The organism is Corynebacterium sp., from assembly GCF_052107835.1.
Classification (GTDB): Bacteria; Actinomycetota; Actinomycetes; order Mycobacteriales; family Mycobacteriaceae; genus Corynebacterium.
In genome coordinates this window covers 1-17,075 of sequence record NZ_JBQEDF010000066.1, presented here as the reverse complement: position 1 = coordinate 17,075, position 17,075 = coordinate 1, and the positions used below count along the sequence as shown (strand labels likewise).

The 17,075-nt window shown below is 68.0% G+C and carries 18 protein-coding genes, 1 pseudogene and 1 riboswitch; of the genes and pseudogenes, 14 read left to right on the top strand and 5 right to left on the bottom strand.

Going from position 1 to position 17,075, the window contains the following annotated elements:
• From ACTIL2_RS13590 to ACTIL2_RS13580, 3 genes are all read left to right on the top strand, one after another.
• Window positions 1-1,610, top strand: a 1,610-nt coding sequence (locus ACTIL2_RS13590) for an ATP-dependent Clp protease ATP-binding subunit (RefSeq protein ID WP_442338009.1), incomplete at its 5' end; no start/stop codon positions are given.
• A 107-nt stretch (window positions 1,611-1,717) separates the two neighbouring features.
• The gene (locus tag ACTIL2_RS13585) at window positions 1,718-1,852 is read left to right on the top strand and encodes a hypothetical protein (protein WP_442338008.1); all 135 of its coding nucleotides are present in this window, start codon (window positions 1,718-1,720) and stop codon (window positions 1,850-1,852) included.
• Entirely contained in the window at window positions 1,815-2,174 is a 360-nt protein-coding gene (locus ACTIL2_RS13580; protein ID WP_442338007.1) for a type II toxin-antitoxin system PemK/MazF family toxin, read from the top strand. The genes ACTIL2_RS13585 and ACTIL2_RS13580 overlap by 38 nt, the downstream gene beginning before the upstream one ends.
• Window positions 2,175-2,192: 18 nt before the next feature.
• On the opposite strand, the gene ACTIL2_RS13575 is transcribed toward ACTIL2_RS13580, so the two are convergent.
• Both ACTIL2_RS13575 and ACTIL2_RS13570 read right to left on the bottom strand, forming a co-directional pair.
• Window positions 2,193-3,047 (bottom strand): aldo/keto reductase, encoded by an 855-nt coding sequence (locus ACTIL2_RS13575; protein WP_442338006.1) that lies wholly within the window; start codon window positions 3,045-3,047, stop codon window positions 2,193-2,195.
• A gap of 71 nt (window positions 3,048-3,118) precedes the next feature.
• Window positions 3,119-4,219, bottom strand: coding sequence for a PQQ-dependent sugar dehydrogenase (locus ACTIL2_RS13570; protein WP_442338005.1), 1,101 nt, complete (start codon window positions 4,217-4,219; stop codon window positions 3,119-3,121).
• 276 nt (window positions 4,220-4,495) lie between these two features.
• Here ACTIL2_RS13570 and ACTIL2_RS13565 point away from each other — a divergent pair, with 276 nt between their 5' ends.
• From ACTIL2_RS13565 to ACTIL2_RS13530, 8 genes are all read left to right on the top strand, one after another.
• Window positions 4,496-4,993 (top strand): DUF4265 domain-containing protein, encoded by a 498-nt coding sequence (locus ACTIL2_RS13565; protein ID WP_442338004.1) that lies wholly within the window; start codon window positions 4,496-4,498, stop codon window positions 4,991-4,993.
• A 115-nt stretch (window positions 4,994-5,108) separates the two neighbouring features.
• Window positions 5,109-6,101, top strand: coding sequence for an ABC transporter ATP-binding protein (locus ACTIL2_RS13560; protein ID WP_442338003.1), 993 nt, complete (start codon window positions 5,109-5,111; stop codon window positions 6,099-6,101).
• 26 nt (window positions 6,102-6,127) lie between these two features.
• On the top strand, window positions 6,128-6,982 hold the full coding sequence (locus ACTIL2_RS13555) for an ABC transporter permease (protein WP_442338002.1): 855 nt from the start codon (window positions 6,128-6,130) through the stop codon (window positions 6,980-6,982).
• Window positions 6,983-7,010: 28 nt separating this feature from the next.
• Window positions 7,011-8,201, top strand: a complete 1,191-nt coding sequence (locus ACTIL2_RS13550; protein WP_442338001.1) for a sensor histidine kinase — start codon at window positions 7,011-7,013, stop codon at window positions 8,199-8,201.
• Entirely contained in the window at window positions 8,198-8,812 is a 615-nt protein-coding gene (locus tag ACTIL2_RS13545; protein ID WP_442338000.1) for a response regulator, read from the top strand. Before ACTIL2_RS13550 ends, ACTIL2_RS13545 begins: the two co-directional genes overlap by 4 nt.
• Window positions 8,813-8,869: 57 nt before the next feature.
• Window positions 8,870-9,757, top strand: a complete 888-nt coding sequence (locus ACTIL2_RS13540; RefSeq protein WP_442337999.1) for a sulfurtransferase — start codon at window positions 8,870-8,872, stop codon at window positions 9,755-9,757.
• A gap of 78 nt (window positions 9,758-9,835) precedes the next feature.
• On the top strand, window positions 9,836-10,336 hold the full coding sequence (locus ACTIL2_RS13535) for a PTS sugar transporter subunit IIA (RefSeq protein WP_442337998.1): 501 nt from the start codon (window positions 9,836-9,838) through the stop codon (window positions 10,334-10,336).
• 30 nt (window positions 10,337-10,366) lie between these two features.
• Window positions 10,367-10,834 carry a hypothetical protein gene (locus ACTIL2_RS13530; protein ID WP_442337997.1) on the top strand — a complete coding sequence of 156 codons (468 nt, stop codon included), beginning with the start codon at window positions 10,367-10,369 and terminating at the stop codon, window positions 10,832-10,834.
• Here the strand turns inward: ACTIL2_RS13530 and ACTIL2_RS13525 are convergent.
• From ACTIL2_RS13525 to ACTIL2_RS13515, 3 genes are read right to left on the bottom strand one after another with little or no spacing between them, the layout of a single operon-like run.
• Window positions 10,754-11,626, bottom strand: coding sequence for an SDR family oxidoreductase (locus ACTIL2_RS13525; RefSeq protein ID WP_442337996.1), 873 nt, complete (start codon window positions 11,624-11,626; stop codon window positions 10,754-10,756). The two genes, ACTIL2_RS13530 and ACTIL2_RS13525, sit on opposite strands and share 81 nt — an antisense overlap.
• Window positions 11,627-11,636: 10 nt before the next feature.
• On the bottom strand, window positions 11,637-12,821 hold the full coding sequence (locus ACTIL2_RS13520; RefSeq protein WP_442337995.1) for an MFS transporter: 1,185 nt from the start codon (window positions 12,819-12,821) through the stop codon (window positions 11,637-11,639).
• The gene (locus ACTIL2_RS13515) at window positions 12,818-13,402 is read right to left on the bottom strand and encodes a TetR/AcrR family transcriptional regulator (RefSeq protein ID WP_442337994.1); all 585 of its coding nucleotides are present in this window, start codon (window positions 13,400-13,402) and stop codon (window positions 12,818-12,820) included. The genes ACTIL2_RS13520 and ACTIL2_RS13515 overlap by 4 nt, the downstream gene beginning before the upstream one ends.
• A 221-nt stretch (window positions 13,403-13,623) precedes the next feature.
• Here ACTIL2_RS13515 and ACTIL2_RS13510 point away from each other — a divergent pair, with 221 nt between their 5' ends.
• The 3 genes and pseudogenes from ACTIL2_RS13510 to ACTIL2_RS13500 form a co-directional block, all read left to right on the top strand.
• A complete protein-coding gene (locus ACTIL2_RS13510; RefSeq protein WP_442337993.1) occupies window positions 13,624-14,238 on the top strand; it encodes an ABC transporter ATP-binding protein in 615 nt (204 codons plus the stop codon).
• Window positions 14,235-15,113, top strand: a complete 879-nt coding sequence (locus ACTIL2_RS13505; RefSeq protein ID WP_442337992.1) for a hypothetical protein — start codon at window positions 14,235-14,237, stop codon at window positions 15,111-15,113. The genes ACTIL2_RS13510 and ACTIL2_RS13505 overlap by 4 nt, the downstream gene beginning before the upstream one ends.
• A 260-nt stretch (window positions 15,114-15,373) precedes the next feature.
• Window positions 15,374-15,465, top strand: a riboswitch (glycine riboswitch).
• A gap of 40 nt (window positions 15,466-15,505) precedes the next feature.
• Window positions 15,506-17,075: pseudogene (locus ACTIL2_RS13500) on the top strand (glycine dehydrogenase (aminomethyl-transferring)); the annotation flags it as partial.

Sequence of the window (17,075 nt, the reverse complement as noted above, 5' to 3'; positions counted from 1 at the left end):
TCCAGCAGGTCTACGTCGGTGAGCCGACCGTGGAGGACACCGTCGGCATCCTGCGCGGACTCAAGGAGCGCTACGAGGTTCACCACGGTGTGCGTATCCAGGATTCCGCGCTGGTCAGTGCCGCTTCCCTGTCGGACCGCTACATCACCGCACGGTTCCTGCCGGACAAGGCCATCGACCTGGTGGACGAGGCCGCGTCCCGTCTGCGCATGGAGATCGACTCGCGTCCCGAGGAGATCGACGACGCCGAGCGCATCGTCCGGCGCCTCGAGATCGAGGAGATGGCGCTGAGCCAGGAGACCGACGAGGCATCCAAGGACCGCCTGGTCAAGCTGCGTGCCGAACTGGAGGACGAGCGGGAGAAGCTGTCGGGCCTCACCGCCCGCTGGGAGAACGAGCGCGGTTCCATCGACCGGCTGCGCAGCCTGAAGGAGGAACTCGACAACCTGCGCACCGAGTCCGAGATCGCCGAGCGCGAGGGCGACTACGCCAAGGTCGCCGAGCTGCGCTACGGGCGGATCCCGGACCTGGAGAAGCAGGTCGCCGAGGCCGAGGAGACCAACGCCCAGGTCGAGGAGCAGCGCATGCTCACCGAGGAGGTCACCCCGGACACCATCGCCGACGTCGTCTCCGCCTGGACCGGTGTGCCCGCCGGCAAGATGCTGGAGGGCGAGACCGAGAAGCTGCTGGCGATGGAGAAGGTGCTCGGTGGCCGGGTTGTTGGGCAGTCCGAGGCGGTGTCGGCGGTGTCGGACGCGGTGCGCCGGGCACGCGCCGGAGTTGCCGACCCGGACCGTCCCACCGGTTCCTTCCTGTTCCTGGGCCCGACGGGCGTGGGCAAGACCGAGCTGGCGAAGTCGCTGGCGGAGTTCCTCTTCGACGACGACCACGCCATGGTGCGTATCGACATGTCCGAGTACGGCGAGAAGCACTCCGTGGCCCGGTTGGTCGGTGCCCCTCCCGGATACGTGGGCTACGACGCCGGTGGTCAGCTGACCGAGGCCGTGCGGCGCCGCCCCTACACGGTGGTGCTGTTCGACGAGGTCGAGAAGGCGCACCCGGACGTCTTCGACGTGCTGCTGCAGGTGCTCGATGAAGGACGTCTGACGGACGGGCAGGGCAGGACGGTGGACTTCCGGAACACCATCCTGATCCTGACCTCGAACCTGGGTGCCGGCGGGACGAATGAGCAGGTGATGAGCGCGGTGAAGGCAGCGTTCAAGCCGGAGTTCATCAACCGTCTGGATGACGTGGTCATCTTCGACGCGCTGTCCGCCGAGCAGCTGACGTCCATCGTGGAGATCCAGGTCGCGCAGCTGGCCGAAAGGCTGGCCGCCCGTCGCCTGGACCTGCAGGTCACTCCCGCTGCCGAGGCGTGGCTCGCCGAGCGCGGCTACGAGCCGGCCTACGGTGCCCGGCCACTGCGCCGCCTGATCCAGAAGGCGATCGGGGACGCGCTGGCGAAGAAGCTGCTGGCCGGTGAGGTCCGCGACGGTGACACCGTGCAGGTCGATGTGGATGCGGACGCCACCGTGACCGCTGCCGACGGTGCCGATGTCGTTGCTGGCGGCGGTGCTCTGACCATCGAAGCGGTTGCCCACGAGGAGTGACGGTCTGTAGACGAATGTGTCTACATGTTCTCTCGTTGTGAAGTATGGGAGATACGACAACGATCAGGGTCAGCCGGACCACTCGCGATGCCCTGGGGGATCTGGCGATGAGAAGAGGCGAGACGGTTGCGGCGGCAACGGCCAGGGCTGCGCGTCTGCTGGAGCAGGAAGTGATGGCGGAGGAGCTCGCGTCGCCTCTGCGGGATGATGAACGCGCCTGGCTCGATGCTGACGCCGGGTGATGTCGTCGAACTGGAACTCGGCACCCCAACGGGCTCAGAGGCGGGGTTGAATCGTCCCGCTGTTGTCGTCACCGCCCACCGGATACTGCGGGGCCATCCCAACGTTATTCAGGTGGTGCCGTTGACCGGGACGATCCGTTCCAGCGTTTCTGAGGTTTCCATTGAGCCTGACGAGCAAAACGGACTGACCAGCTTTTCTGCTGCGCAATGTCAGCACATTCGGTCCGTTGTCATCTCCAGGGTTGGTGAGCGACTCGGGAACGTGGGGCCCACCGTCGTGCGTCAGATCAGGGAAAACATTGCGGTCATCGTTGACGTGTAGCCGATTGTCGGCGTTACCCTACTTCCCGCTGAACACGGGGAACTCGGCGAATTCTCCGTAGTCGGTGGCGTTGAGGCCGCGCAACGTGTCCATGTCGGCGTCCGAGATCTCGAAATCGACCTCGGCATTGGTGCGCATGTGATCGGGGTTCTCCGTCTTCGGCAGCGGGACGGTGCCCAGCTGCAGGACGTAGCGGATGCACAACTGCGGCACACTCACGCCATAACGCTCCGCAATGGCGGCCACGTCCTGGTTCTCCAGGATCGCCCCATGGGCGATGGGGGAGTAGGCCTCCACAACGATGCCGTTCTCGTGGCAGTGGTCGATCAGCTCGAACGGGGTATTGCCGACGTGGGCGAGAATCTGGTTGACCTGCGGGGCGACCGTCGCGTCCCGCGAGATGGATTCCAGGTCGCCGACCGTGAAGTTCGAGACGCCGATCGAACGCACCTTGCCCGCCTGGTACGCCTCCTCGAAAGCGCGCCAGACCTCCCGGTTTCCGTCCGCGTAGTCGCCATCGCGGAAGTCGTCCCACGGCTGGGGTGCGTGGATGAGGAACAGGTCCACGTAATCCAGACCGAGCTTCTCCAGGGAGCCGTCGATCGCGGCGACGGCTCCGTCATAGTCCTTGACCTCGGCGGCGAGCTTGGTGGAGACGAAGAGCTCCTCGCGCGGGACGCCGCTGTCACGCACGCCCTCGCCCACGCCGCGCTCGTTGCCGTAGGCCTGGGCGGTGTCGATGTTTCTGTAGCCGGTCGCGACCGCGTCCTTCACCGCCCGGGCGGCCTTGTCGTCGTCGATGAACCAGGTGCCGAACCCGAGCGTCGGGATCTGCACGTCATTGGACAGTGTGTATGTGTCGTTGAGTGCCATGCGTCCCACCGTAGGAGCCTTCGGGGCGGAGGTGCCATGCTGAAGGATGCCCTGGTGGTACGTGGTTGTCCTCACCGGGGAAGGACGAGGATACGGTCGTCGTCGTCACCGGGGCTGCCCCGGCCGTCGGTGTTGTTGGTCAGCAGCCACAGTTCGTCGTCCGGGGTGAGGACGATGTCGCGGAGCCGGCCGTACTCCCCGACCACGCGCTCGCTGGACGTGCCGGGGTCGGACACGGGCACCTCGATGAGACGTTCCCCGCGCAGGTTCGCGATGTGGACGGTGCCGTCGGCGATGGCAATGCCGCTGGGGCTGGCATCCGACGGTGCCCATTGCTGGACGGGGTCGGTGAAGTCGGTGCCGGTGTCGTCGGCGATGCCCTCAACCACCGGCCAACCGTAGTTGTTGCCGGGTTCGATGATGTTCAGTTCGTCCCAGGTGTCCTGCCCGAACTCGCTGGCGAACATGGTTCCGTCGTCCGACCAGGCGATACCCTGCGGGTTGCGGTGGCCGTAGCTGTACACCGGGGAATCGTCGGAGGGGTTGTCGTCGGGGATACCGCCGTCAGGGGTCATGCGCAGGATTGTCCCGGGCAGCGACCCCGGATCCTGGGCCGCCTCGCGGTCGCCGGCATCGCCGACGGTGGCGTAGAGCATGCCGTCCGGCCCGACGGCGATGCGCCCACCGTTGTGGGTGGAGGCTTCGGGGATGCCGTCCAGCAGGGTTTCTGGGTCGCCGAGCTCCAGATTTCCCGGTTCGCCGCTCAGTTCGCGGCGCTCGATCCGGTTGTCGTCGGCGGCGGTGAAGTAGGTGTAGAGGTGATTGTCGTGGACGGCGATGCCGAGCAGGCCGCCTTCGCCGCCGGGGGAGACGTCATCGAGGGTGGTGATCTCCCGTGCTTCCCTGGTGTCCTCGGGATCACCGCCGCTGAGTTCGAGGATGCGGCCGCTGTCACGCTCGCTGACCAGGGGGGTCTCGCCGTGGAAGGCGATGGACCAGGGGGCCTCGAGATTGGTGGCGATGGTGGTCGTGTCTGCCGCGCTGCCGGAGTCCCCTTCCGTGTCCCCGTCCTCCCCGGAGGAGCATCCCGCGATGGTGAGCGCCGTGGCGAGGACGACGGCGAGCGAGGACCTGGCGAGAGAGGACGTGGCGACCGTGCGCAGGCGGTTCATGCTCCTCCACGGTACCCGGGTGAACGGCCGCACCCAGGCCTGCCGGGCGAAATTGTTCTATGCCCGTGCACGCGCAGGGGCTCTGGGAGGCCCGAAGCGTGCACTGGCATAGAACAATCCTGGGCAGAAGGGATGCTGCTCCTCGCCGGGGAATGTGGGACCGGCCGTACGCCATCGGTGCCCACATTATGGGATTAAGATCGCCATGAAGTGAGATACCTCACGTTCCACGGGTATTCCTGTCCAAACAACAAAGGTTAGCCTACGGTTGCCGTCATGAGTCTCCCGCAGTACTCCGGCGGCATGGTCCGGACCGTCACCGCACACGTCGATGACGCGTCCGGCGCCTCGTCCGAGAACCTCCTCTCCTACAGCCTCGGCGGCTGGTACTTCGTCCTGCGCTCCATCCCGTGCTTCGCGACCGACCTCGCGCTCGGCGACGTCATCCACTGCACCGAACGCGACGGGCACCTGCACGTGGAGGAGGTCGTCGTCCGGGGCGGGGGTTCCACACTCCGCCTCCTCGTCGACAACGAGCACCCGGCCCAGCTGCTGTCCGAGCATCCCGCGGCCAGCATCACCGGCCAGCCCGGCATGCGGGAACGCGTGGCCGGCCAGCTGATCACCGCAGGCTGCTCCGTCGAGAGGCTCGGCCACCACCTGCTCGCGGTCTCCGTCGGCCCGGACGTGGACCTCCCGATGATCGAGGACTTCCTCGACGACCTCGCCGGGGACGGTGTCCTGCAGGTCCACCCCGGCTACATCCACCAGTGACGCGGGCGAAACAGGCAGCAGATGACATCTGTCACGCCGACCGTGTGACATCCACGGATAACCTCGTGACATAACGCTCTACCTGCGACGACGCTGCTCCGGCAGGATCAGGTACATGAGCACAGCACAACAGTCCCCAGCCCATGACGCACACGCGTTCAACCACCACCGTGCCCCTGCCATCAGCGTCGACAATCTGACGCGGACCTACCAGGGCAAGAACAAGAAGAAGGACGCCTACACCGCGGTCAAGAACGTCTCCTTCACCGTCTACCCCGGCGAGGTCTACGGTCTGCTCGGCACCAACGGTGCGGGCAAGACCTCGTCCCTGGAGGTCATCGAGGGCCTCGCGCCGGCCACCGACGGCACCATCACCGTCCTCGGCAAGGACCCCGTCGCCGACCGCAAGGAGATCCGCCCCGAGCTCGGCATCATGCTGCAGTCAGGCGGGCTCCCCAAGGAGCTCACCGTCGCAGAGACGATGCGCATGTGGGCCGGGACCTGCTCCAAACCGCTGCCGACGGAGCAGGTCCTCGGGGAGGTCGACCTGAACCACCGCACCGGTGTACGTGTCGGTTCACTGTCCGGCGGCGAGCAGCGCCGCCTGGACCTGGCCTGCGCACTGCTCAACGACCCCAGCGTGGTCATCCTCGACGAGCCGACCACCGGCCTGGACCCCGAGTCCCGCAGCCGCACCTGGGAGCTCCTCGCCAACCTGAAGAGCCGTGGCGTGACCATGATCCTCACCACCCACTACCTCGAGGAGGCCGAGCGCCTCGCCGACCGCATCGCGATCATGCACGCAGGTGAGATCGCCGTGGAAGGACGCCTCGACGAACTCGTCGCCAACGAGGGTGCCGAGATCAGCTTCACCCTCCCGAGGGACGGCAACGGCAACCGGCAGGGCGTCTTCCCGTCCTTCCCCGGGGCCCAGGTCACCCGCGACGGCGAGAAGCTGCGCATCGAGACCTCCCGGCTGCAGGACGACACCCACCGCCTGCTCGACTGGGCGGCCACCAACGGCGTCGTCTTCGAGACATTCACCGCCCGCCCCGCCAGCCTGGAACGCGTCTTCACCAAGATCGCCGGGCGCCAGACCTCGGTCTGACCCCACCGGACCCGAAAGGAAGAACAATGAGCACCGCAACAACACTCCCCGGTTCCGACCGGACCCCCACCCGCACCAGTGGATCCCCGGTGAAGAGGTTCATCGCCCTGGCCTGGGCCGAGTCCCTGCAGTTCGTCCGCAACCGGACGCTGCTGATCAACGCATCCGTCTTCCCCATCGGCTTCGGCCTGGCGATGTACTTCATCCTCTCCGGCGACGACGAGGCGTCCAAGGTGGACGCCAGTGCCATGGCACTGGAGTACTTCCTGCTCTTCGCGCTGATGTTCGTGCAGTTCTACACCGTGCTGTCCATGGTCACCACGCGCCGCGACGAAGGCGTGCTGAAACGCCTCCGTACCGGCGAGGCGCGGGACGCCGAGATCCTCGGTGCCTCATCGGTCCCCGGTGCCGTACTCACCATCATCTTCACCGTGGTCATGGCCGGCCTGCTCCTGGCCTTCGGCGCGCCGGGTCCGGTGAACGTCATCCCGGTGATCGTCGCCGTCCTGCTGGGGCTGCTGGTCGTGTCCGGACTGGCGCTGGTCACCAGCGGTTTCACCAAGAACGCGGAGGCCGCGCAGATCACCTCCCTGCCGGTGATGCTGCTGCTGTTCGGCTCGATGGGGAACTTCCGCCAGCTCTACCCCGACCAGGTCAACGAGATCGTCGACCGTACCCCGTTCGCCCTGATCTTCGATCTGACCCAGTACGGCTGGGCGGGCAACACCATGGTGGACCGGCTCTCCGCCGGGGGGACGGCTCCCCTGGCATCCGGCGACGTGCTCGGCGAAACCTGGATGATGATGCTGCTCCTCCTCGTCTGGGCCGTGGTGTGCCTCTGGGCCGGTGCGACGTACGTCCGCTGGGACGTGCGGCGCTGATGCGCCCCGCACTGATTTAATGGAGAACATGTCGACCCCGCTGCTGGATGCCGTCACCCGACCCCGTCGGACGTGGCGGCGTCTCGGCGCGGGGGCGAAGCTCGCCGTCTACACGCGGCTGTCGATGCAGCTGGCACTCCTGGGGTTCGGGGTGGCGATGATGATCATGCCGCTGCTGGATCTCAACCCGGGTTCGGACACGTCACTGGCACCGTGGGGGAAGGCCATGATCATGGCCGCTGGAGCGGCGCTGATGGTCATCACGGTCCTGGTCTTCGAGTTCCGCCCCGAGTTCAACATCCGGGTCCGCCGGGCAGCTCGCGGATTGCTGGTCCTTGGCGTGGTGGTCGGTGGTGTTGTGTGGGGCGCGGGCATGCTGATGTATCTGCTGAGAGGTGGTTCCGTTGCACTGACCGGCATATTCCTGGTGATCGTGACGTTGATGTTCGTTCCGATCGGGATCCTGCCCTGGATTCCGTGGCGGTGGACGGTCACGCTCGTGCTCGCGCTCGTGACGACGGTGGTGCTGTGGGAGGAACTCCAGTGGTGGCCGATGTTCTTCGCGACGATGTGGTTGAGCACGACACGGGGTGCCGCGTGGACGGTGAACATCGCCAAGGAACTCGACCGCGCCCGCATCACGGAGTCAGCGCTGCAGGTCAGTGAGGAGCGGCTGCGTTTCGCCCAGGAACTCCATGACACGCTCGGCCAACGGCTCGCCGCCATGTCGGTGAAAGCGGAACTGGCCCGCGCACTCGCCAAGCGCGGTGACGACAGGGTCGACACCGAACTCGCTGAACTCCAGGAGCTGACCCGCACCTCGATGACGGAGATGCGTGAGGTCATCGAGGGCTACCGGACGGTGACTCTGACGAACGAACTCCAGGGTGCGCGCCAGCTGCTGGAAAGCACCGGGGTGCGCTTCGAACTCGAGGGTGATCCGGTGGACCTGCCCGCCCCCCTGCAGGAGGTGGCGGCGTGGCTCGTCCGCGAGGGGACCACGAACGTGGCACGCCATTCCTCGGCGAGCTGGTTGACGCTGCGGTTCAGCCCGAACACCGTGACCATGACCAACGACGGCGTCCTGCGGGACATCGAGAAGCTCTCCGGGCTGGCCGGTATCCGGCGCCGTGCCGAGCCGATCGGGGCCACCCTCGTCGCGGAGCGGGACGGTAACCTGTTCCGTGTCACACTGGAACTCAGCCAGGAGGATCGATGACTACCATCACCGTCGCCGTGGTCGACGACGAATCACTCGTCGCCAGTTCCCTGTCCTCCCTGCTCGACCTGGAGGAGGACCTGGACGTCCTCGCCACCCTCGGGTCCGGCGAAGCCCTGCTGGACTGGGCGTCCACGCATGACGTGGACGTGGTGGTCATGGACCTGCAGATGGGCGGCATCGACGGGGTGGAGACCGCCGGGAAGCTCACCGAGGCCTCTGATACCGCTCCGGCCGTGTTGATCGTCACCAGCCACGGCCGTCCGCGCCAGCTCAAACGGGCACTCGCCGGGGGAGTCCTCGGCTTCGTCCCCAAGACGTCCTCGGCCGAGGAGTTCGCGAACGCGGTGCGCACCGTGCACTCCGGACGCCGCTACCTCGACCCCGAACTCGCCGCCGCGGCGATCGGGGCGGGGGAATCACCGCTCACCGAGCGTGAGACGGAGGTCCTCGAGGTCGCCGGCCGGGGAGAATCCGTGGAGCAGATCGCCGCCACCGTCCACCTCGCGGCAGGGACGACGCGCAACTACCTCTCCTCGGCCATGGGCAAGACCGGCGCGTCCACCCGTTTCGAGGCGTGGCGCATCGCCCGCGAGCGCGGCTGGCTGTGACGGGACCGACGGGCTGTGGAGGTGCCGCCTCCGTGCACTCCTCGTAAACTGGCGTGCATGACGCAGAGCCTGACCCTGTCCCCCTTCATCTCACCGGACGACCTGTTCGCCGCCAGTGTGCGCGGCGACCGCATGAGCGTTCTCGACTCCGACTGGGAACCGGGAGTGGACGCCGCCTGGAACCTGTACGTGACCAGGCATATCCCTGGCTCATTCTTCTGTGATCCGGGCCGTATGCTCTCCGGGACCCCCACCAACGAAGTCGGGCGAAACCCCCTGCCGAGCCCGCACGCCCTGCAGCATTTCGTGGACGACTGGGGCATCCGCCCCGGCCTGCCGGTGCGCATTTACGACCGCGGCGGCCTGATCTACGCCGCGCGCGCCTGGTGGATCCTGCGCTGGGCGGGGGTTACCGATGTCCAGATCCTCGACGGCGGTACCCCGGCCTGGCGTGGAGCCGGCGGCGACATCGCCGCCGGGATCGGCTGCCTGCGGGGACGCGGCACCTTCGAGGTCCTCGCCGGCGGTGCCCCGACCATGCCCACCAGCGACATCGGGGACGTGGCCGAGATCTCCGCCGCATCCACCGGTGGCGCTGCCGCCCCGCTGCTCATCGACACCCGCCCCGCCAGCAGGTTCCTGGGCCAGAAGGAGCGCCTCGACCGCCGCGCCGGGCACATCCCGGGGGCCATCGGTATCCCGGTCACCGAACTCCTCGAGGACGGGCGCATCCCGTCCCCCGGGGACGTACGTGAACGCCTCGCCCACCACGGTCTGACCGGGGACGCCGTCGCCGCCGAAGCGGTGGTCTACTCCGGCTCGGGCGTGAGTTCGGCACTGTTCATCGCGCTGATGGAGTACGCGGGGCTGCCGGTGGCGAAGCACTACGTCGGCGGATGGTCGCAGTGGGCGGCCGACCGGTCGCGTCCCGTGGCCCTGGGGTAAGCGGCAGCGAACCGGGGAATTCGGGGTTTTAACGGTGATAAACCCACCGGTGTGCCCGCCAGTCACTATTCTGTCCCCATGGAGGAAAGCCACCGCACCGCCACCGCAGACGTCCGGACCCGCACCGGGTCACTGGATGTGGTGACACCAATGCCGGGGACCGTCGCGCCGCTGACCGCGGTGCCGGACCCCCTCTTCGCCGCCGGAACAGTGGGGGCGGGGGTTGCCGTCGTCCCCGACCCGGGCGTGGAGCACGCCACCGTGTGCGCCCCGGTCTCCGGCGTCCTGACCCGCCTGATGCCGCACCTGTTCCTGATCCTCACCGATGACGACGTCCCGGTGCTGGTCCACCTCGGCATCGACACCGCCCACCTCGACGGGCAGGGCTACTCGATCCACGCGGAGCAGGGTAGGCGGGTGCAGACCGGGGAACGGATCACCACCTACGCGCCGACGGAGCTCGGCAGGCTCGGGTACGACCCGATCGTGCCGGTGGTCGTGATGCAGCGCGACGGTATCGAGCAGGCGATGGTCGCCGGGGAGCCGTGCGAGCCGGGGGACGTGCTCTTCCGCTTCTGAGCTTCCCCGTCTCTGGCCTATGCTGGGGGCATGCTTCGCCGAATCGCCACCGTCGTGTGCGTCGTCCTGATGCTCGGGGGTGTCACGCGCCTGGGCGAGCAGGTCGACGCGCGCTGGGGCGAGGTCCTGTTCTACAGCTACTTCGTCGTCCTGATCCTGCTGATGCTCAGCATGATCGTGCTGACCGAACGCGGTTACTTCGGCCCGGCACGCCACCCCGTCAACCGGGCCTTCGTCGGATTGAGCTGGGGAGGGGTGGTCGGGGCCGTGGTCCTCATGCTGGAGCTGGCACTCGGCGAGGGGACAATCCTCTGGCTCAACGTGATCTCCAGTGCCCTCATGTTCACCGGCATCGTCGGATCCGCGGTGATAGCACTGTCCGCGCGTCCGTGGCGCGACCTGTTCTACTCCCGGCGCTCAGATCCCGTGCTTCGCAGCGATGATCCCGGCCATGGTGTCGCGGGGCAGCAGACGGGCGGCGGGGAACGCCAGATGTGAGCTGGACCCGGTGGCGTACAGGGGTTTCGGACGCTCCGCGGTCACTGCCTCCAGTATCTTCCCGGCGACCTGCTCTGCCGTGATCCCTGTCGCCTCGTTCTCGTTGAGCCTGGTCAGCATCGTGTCGAACTCCCCGGCGTAGGGTCCGTCGGGGTTGATGTAGATCGTGCGGCGTTCCGACAGTCCGGTGTTGATCGCGCCGGGTTCCATCACCGACACACCGACGCCGAAGGGTCGCAGTTCACGCCGGGCGGAGTAGGCGAAGGAGCTGATGGCGGCCTTGGACGCACCGTAGCTGCCCCGGTGGGCCAGCGGGAAGCTGCCCAGCATGGAGCCGACGAAGACCACGCGGCCGCGTCCGGCCTCCCGCATCTGCGGCAGGAGCTTCTGGGTGAGTGAGACGTGTCCGATCACGTTGACCTGGAAGAGTCGTTCGAATGCCTCGCGCGGGAGCTCCTCGAGCGGGCCGTTCTGCGACTCCCCGGCATTGTTGACCAGCACGGTCACCGGACCGGCGTCGATCTTCCCCAGTTCCTCCGGGACGGCGTCGACGGAGGCCGGGTCGGTGAGGTCCAGCGCGATGAGCTCCACTCCGGGGGGAGTGTTCTCCCGTGAGGTGTCCGAACCGGGGTTGCGGGATGTCCCGATGACCCGGAAACCCTGCTCGACCAGCGCCACCGCGGTGGCCCGGCCGATGCCGGAGGTCGCCCCGGTGACGAGGGCGGTGTCGCCGACCCGGACCTGTGGGAGACGTGTGGTTCTGAACCTGGACAGGAAGTGTTCTTTCGCCATGGCAACAGTGTTACCCCTTCACGGGCCGCGCCGCTGGCGTTCGCGCGGAGAGTGAGAACAGGCCGGCCGCGACGAACACGATCACCGTCGCCACTCCCACCACGGCCCCCGCGCCGCTGGAGGCGAGTACCAGCCCGCCCACGGCACCGGCGACCGTCACACCGAGGTAGGTCCCCGAGGTGTTCAGGGCGATGGCCGCGTCCGCACCGTCCCCGGCGGTGGTGGACAGGCGGGCAGTCAGTGCGGGGGACATGGCGAAGGCGCCCAGTGCCTGGACCGCCCCCAGCGCCACGAGGCTGACGACCGCAGCTCCGGAATGCAGGGGCGCCTGAGTCCAGAACGCCCAGGAGCCCGCGGCGCCGAGGCCCAGGGTAGACAGTGCCAGGACCATTGTCCGCACCGGCCCGATCCGGTCGGTGAGCACACCACCCAGCCAGACGCCCACGATTCCGCCGGCACCGGAGACCGCGAAGGCCACCGTCCTGAGGTCGTGGCCAGGGACCGCACCGGCGAGGAACGGTGCCAGGTAGGTGAAGGCCATCATCGAGCCGGACATGGCGACCACGTTGACACCCAGGGTGAGCGCGACCGGCGGCGACGTCAGTGCGCGGAGCTGCCGCGACACGGGGATCTCCTCCGCCCCGCGGGTGTCGGTGAGCATCGTCAGGCGGATGGCACCGACCGCGAGCACGGCGCAGGACGCCAGGACGATGAAGCTGCCGCGCCATGACCACACCTGGGAGATCGTGGTCCCGACCGGCACGCCGACCGCGATGGCGCCGGTCACGCCCATCGCCACGACGCTGATGTAGCGTCCGATCTTCTCCGGCGGTGCCTGCTGGGCGGTCCACGAGAAGATCGCCGGGGTGGACGCTCCGGCGCACAGCGCGGCGACGGTCCGCAGCCCCATGAGAACCCAGTAGCTGGACGTCAGTGCGGCGCCGAGGTTCGCGAGCGCGAAGATGCACAGGGTCACGGTGAACAGCGTGCTGCGCCGGACATGCATCAGGCCCACTGCCGCGACGGGGGCGGACACCGCGACGGTCAGCGAGAACACGGTGACCAGCTGGCCCGCCTGCGCCTCGGAGACGTCCAGGTCAGCGGCAATGTCCGGCAGCACACCGGCGATCACGTAGTCGTCGGTGTAGAGGACCAGTGCGGCGAACAGCAGCGCCGGGAGCCACGGGGCCTTCACGGTCGGCTCTCCAGTTCCCGGGTGAGCATCGCGGTCATCTCCTCCGGTCCCAGGGCTCCGTGGCTGGTGGAGACGTCGAAGGTCAGTCCGACCATCAGGGTCTTGACGGAGGTTGCCGTGTGCGTCGCCCGCCCCTCCGGGACACCGAGCCCCCGGACCACGGCGTCCACCACGTCCTGCATGTCGCCGGACATCCGCTCGGTGATCTCCCTGAACACCTCCTTCGTGCGGGACGCCATCATGAACTCGCCGAGGACGATGTTCTCGCGCCGTCGGACGTCATCGAGGGGGATGAGTTCGGCGAGGACGGCGACGGCGGACTCCACCGTGTGCGAGCCGGGGGTGCCGCTGAGGTCGTGCTTGGCCAGGCGTGCTCCCATCCGGTCGCCGACCTCGTCCGCGGCGTCGGCGAGCAGGGCGTGCTGTGACAGGTAGGTGTTGCGGATGCTCCCGACGTTCAGGCCGGACTCGGCGGCGACGTTGCGGAAGGACGAGCCCTCCACCCCGCGGGTCTCCACGAGGCGGAGTGCGGCGTCCAGGATCTGTGTTCTGCGCTGGTCGGCATCGACGATCTTCGGCATATCCGGTAATATATCACAGACGTGATAAATAAACCGGGGCCCGGGAAACTTTCGCACCGCCGGCACCGATCATCACCCTAAATCCCCAGGTCACGGAAACTCATCGGCCACTCGCGGTGCGAAAGTTCCACCGGTGCGGGTCCAGGGATCTTTCCGTGCACCGGGAGTCTCCGAGCCGGCCCCGCACCTCCCCGACGCGGCGGTTCGATACCGTGGGCCGCATGCCGTCCTCCTTTCCTGCGCTCAGCATCGACTGTGCTTTCGGGCACTCGGAACTCCTCGGAACACTGTCCGCCGAGATCAGCCTGGGGGAGATCGTTGTCCTGACCGGTAAGAACGGCTCCGGGAAATCAACGCTGGTGGATACCGTCGCCGGCGAACTGGCCCCCCACAGAGGCACCGTGCGGGTGTCCGTTGACGGACGCGCGGTTGATCCGGCGACCCCGGAGGGAGCGGGCACGGTGACCCGCATCGCCGAACCGGCCTTTTTCCCCGACCTCACAATTCACGAGCACCTGGCGTTCCTCGCGCGCAGGGCAGGGGTGACCCTGGATGACATGTGGGGCAGGGTCGGCCCGTGGGAAGTGGCCGACCTGCCCGATGACCTGCCCAGCCGACTCTCCAACGGGCAGAGGCAACGGGCCAACCTGGCCCTGCAGTTGGCCGTCGCAGCACCCGTCGTGGTGCTCGATGAACCCGAACGGCACCTCGACGGGGCATGGACACGCGTCCTGTGTGACCAGCTCGGTGACCTTGCCATGTTCGGTTCCCCGGTCCTCGTGGCGTCGCACTCGGACACCGTTGTCGGTGCGGCGGACCGGGAGATCGCCCTGTGACGGCAGTGATTGTGCTGCGGTTCGCCTGCGCGGTGGTCGCCGTGCTCATCCTGGTGGACATCGCGGAACGGATGATGCCCCTGCGCTCGGTCGAAAGGGACCGGTGGGAATGGGACCTGCGCCCAAGGGGACAGTTTCCCGGGATCGACAGGTCAGGATGGCTGCAGATTCTGGGGTTCGGGATCATCGGTGCCGGGGTCGGCGCGGCCGTCAGGATCCTTGCGGGGCTTGCACGCCCCCGCTATCTCACGAAGGTGCTGTCCAACGGAACCACCCGGACCATGATGGCGGCGTCCCCCATGATCTTCGACTCGGAGAACTCGGCGAACATCTACGCCGCAACGTGGCTCCGTGGCCGCTCGGTACGTTCCCGGCCCCTGCGGGGGCCGGTACTGCCGTCGCTGATGGTCCGGCGGGTCCTACGCCGTGGCTACATTCCCCGGTTGTTCCTGGTCGCCGCCCTTCTGGCGGTGGCCGTGGTTCCGCTGACCGGCATGTGGGGGCGGGTGACGCTGATTCTGCTGTGGGCCGTGCTGGCCTCGGCGGTATGGCGCGCGACCAGGCTCGGCGTGCCGGGGGAGGGGATCTGGAGGGCAACCGTCCTGGGCGCCGTCGCGCTGGCCGGTGCAGCGGTGCAGTGGTTGCCCGGAGCTCCCGCCGACCCGCTGTGGACGGTGCTCGGGACGGTTCTCGCCGTGGTCCATTGCGCCTGGGCCCGGGGGCGTCACCGGGTCAATGACGATTTCAGCATCGTCGACACAGGAATCGGGATCGCGTTGCCTCCGGGGATGCTCCCCTACTGGTGCGCCGGCTGGCTGGCGGTGATCCCGGCGTCCGTCGCGGCAGTCGCTGCGGCCGGGTTCGGGGCGGGGTAGGACCCGTGCGGCGGATAGCATCGCGTTTTCCACGTATCGCTGCCATGGTTCGGGCCGTTTCGCTATGCGAACCGCCCGGGGTCCGGGCGGCGCTTCCCTCCGTTCCGCGTGTGTGCTCCACGCAACACGGGTTATACTGACCACGAACCACAACTGAATCAGCCGCTCGCAACCACTGTGGGAGAGGCCGGCGCCAGACACCGGCCGCCGTAGGAGCAACACCTCCCCGTCGACACTCTCAGGCACCCGTACCACGGTGGCGAGGCAACTCTGGAAAGAGCCCGTCGCCGTCGTCCGCGACCGGGCCGCCGAAGGAGCAAAGCTCTCAGGCACCATCGACAGAGTGGGGAGGGCACGCACATGTCCACACTGCAGGAAGAGACCCCTGACACATGGCTACCCCCCACGACGCATTCCCGAACCGCCACATCGGCCCCGACGCCGCCGACACCGCCGCCATCCTGACCTCCCTCGGCTACGGCTCCACCGCCGAGCTCGCCGCCGCCGCGCTGCCGCAGAGCATCGCGCAGGACGCGCCGATCGGCCTGGCACCCGCCCTCGACGAGACGGAGGCGCTGGCCGCCCTGCGTGGGTTCGCGGACAGGAACACCCTCAAGAAGCAGCTCATCGGCGCCGGCTACTACGACACCGTCACTCCGGCCGTCATCCGCCGCAACGTGGTGGAGAACCCGGGCTGGTACACCGCCTACACCCCCTACCAGCCGGAGATCTCCCAGGGTCGGCTGGAGGCACTGCTGAACTTCCAGACGATGGTGGAGGACCTCACCGGCCTGCCGATCGCCGGTGCGTCCCTGCTGGACGAGGCCACCGCCGTGGCCGAGGCCGTGCAGATGATGGCCCGGCTGAACACGAAGGTGGCGAAGAAGGGCGGCGTCGTCCTGTTGGACGAGAACCTGCACCCCTCGAGCATCAACATCACCCGAGCCCGGGCCGCCGCCGTCGACATCCCCGTCGAGATCGTGGAGATCACGGCCGCGGGCATCGGGGCGCGTGAGGACGAGGTCATCGGCGTCGTCGTCTCCAACCCGGGCACGACCGGTGCCCTGCGCGGCGACCTCGGCGAGGTCATCGAGACCGTCCATGCCCGGGACGGCCTGGTCACCGTCGCCGCCGACCTGCTGGCCCAGGTACTGCTGACCTCCCCGGGCGAGCTCGGGGCGGACATCGCCGTCGGTTCGGCGCAGCGTTTCGGCGTCCCGCTGTTCTTCGGTGGCCCGCACGCCGCGTTCATGGCCTGCCGCAGCGAGTACCAGCGCAAGATGCCGGGCCGCATCGTCGGCGTCTCGGTCGACGCGGACGGCACCCCGGCCTACCGCCTCGCGCTGCAGACCCGTGAGCAGCACATCCGCCGCGACAAGGCGACGTCCAACATCTGCACCGCCCAGGCGCTGCTGGCCGTCGTCGCCAGTTTCTACGCCGTCTGGCACGGCCCGGTGGGCCTGCGTGAGATCGCCACGGCGATCCACGGCCGCGCGACGGCCCTGGCCGTCGGTCTGTCCAGTGCCGGCCTGACCATCGCCCACGACCGTTTCTTCGACACGGTCACCGTCGAGGTGGAGGATGCCGCCGCCACCGTCACCGCAGCCTGCGGTGAGGGCTTCAACCTGCGCGAGGTGGACGCCACCCACGTCGGCGTCTCCGTCGGCGAGTCGACCACGGACGACGACATCGCCGCGCTCCTCCGGGTCATCGCCGGTGCGGGGACCACCGTGGACACCTCGTCCTTCACCGCGGAGGACGGCCCCCTGGCCGACCAGCTGCGCACCGACGAGATCCTGACCCACCCGGTGTTCCGCACGATCACCTCCGAGACGCAGATGATGCGCTACATGCGTCGTCTCGCCGGACGCGACCTGGCGCTGGACCGCACGATGATCCCGCTGGGTTCCTGCACCATGAAGCTCAACGCCGCGGTGTCGATGGAGCCGATCACCTGGCCGG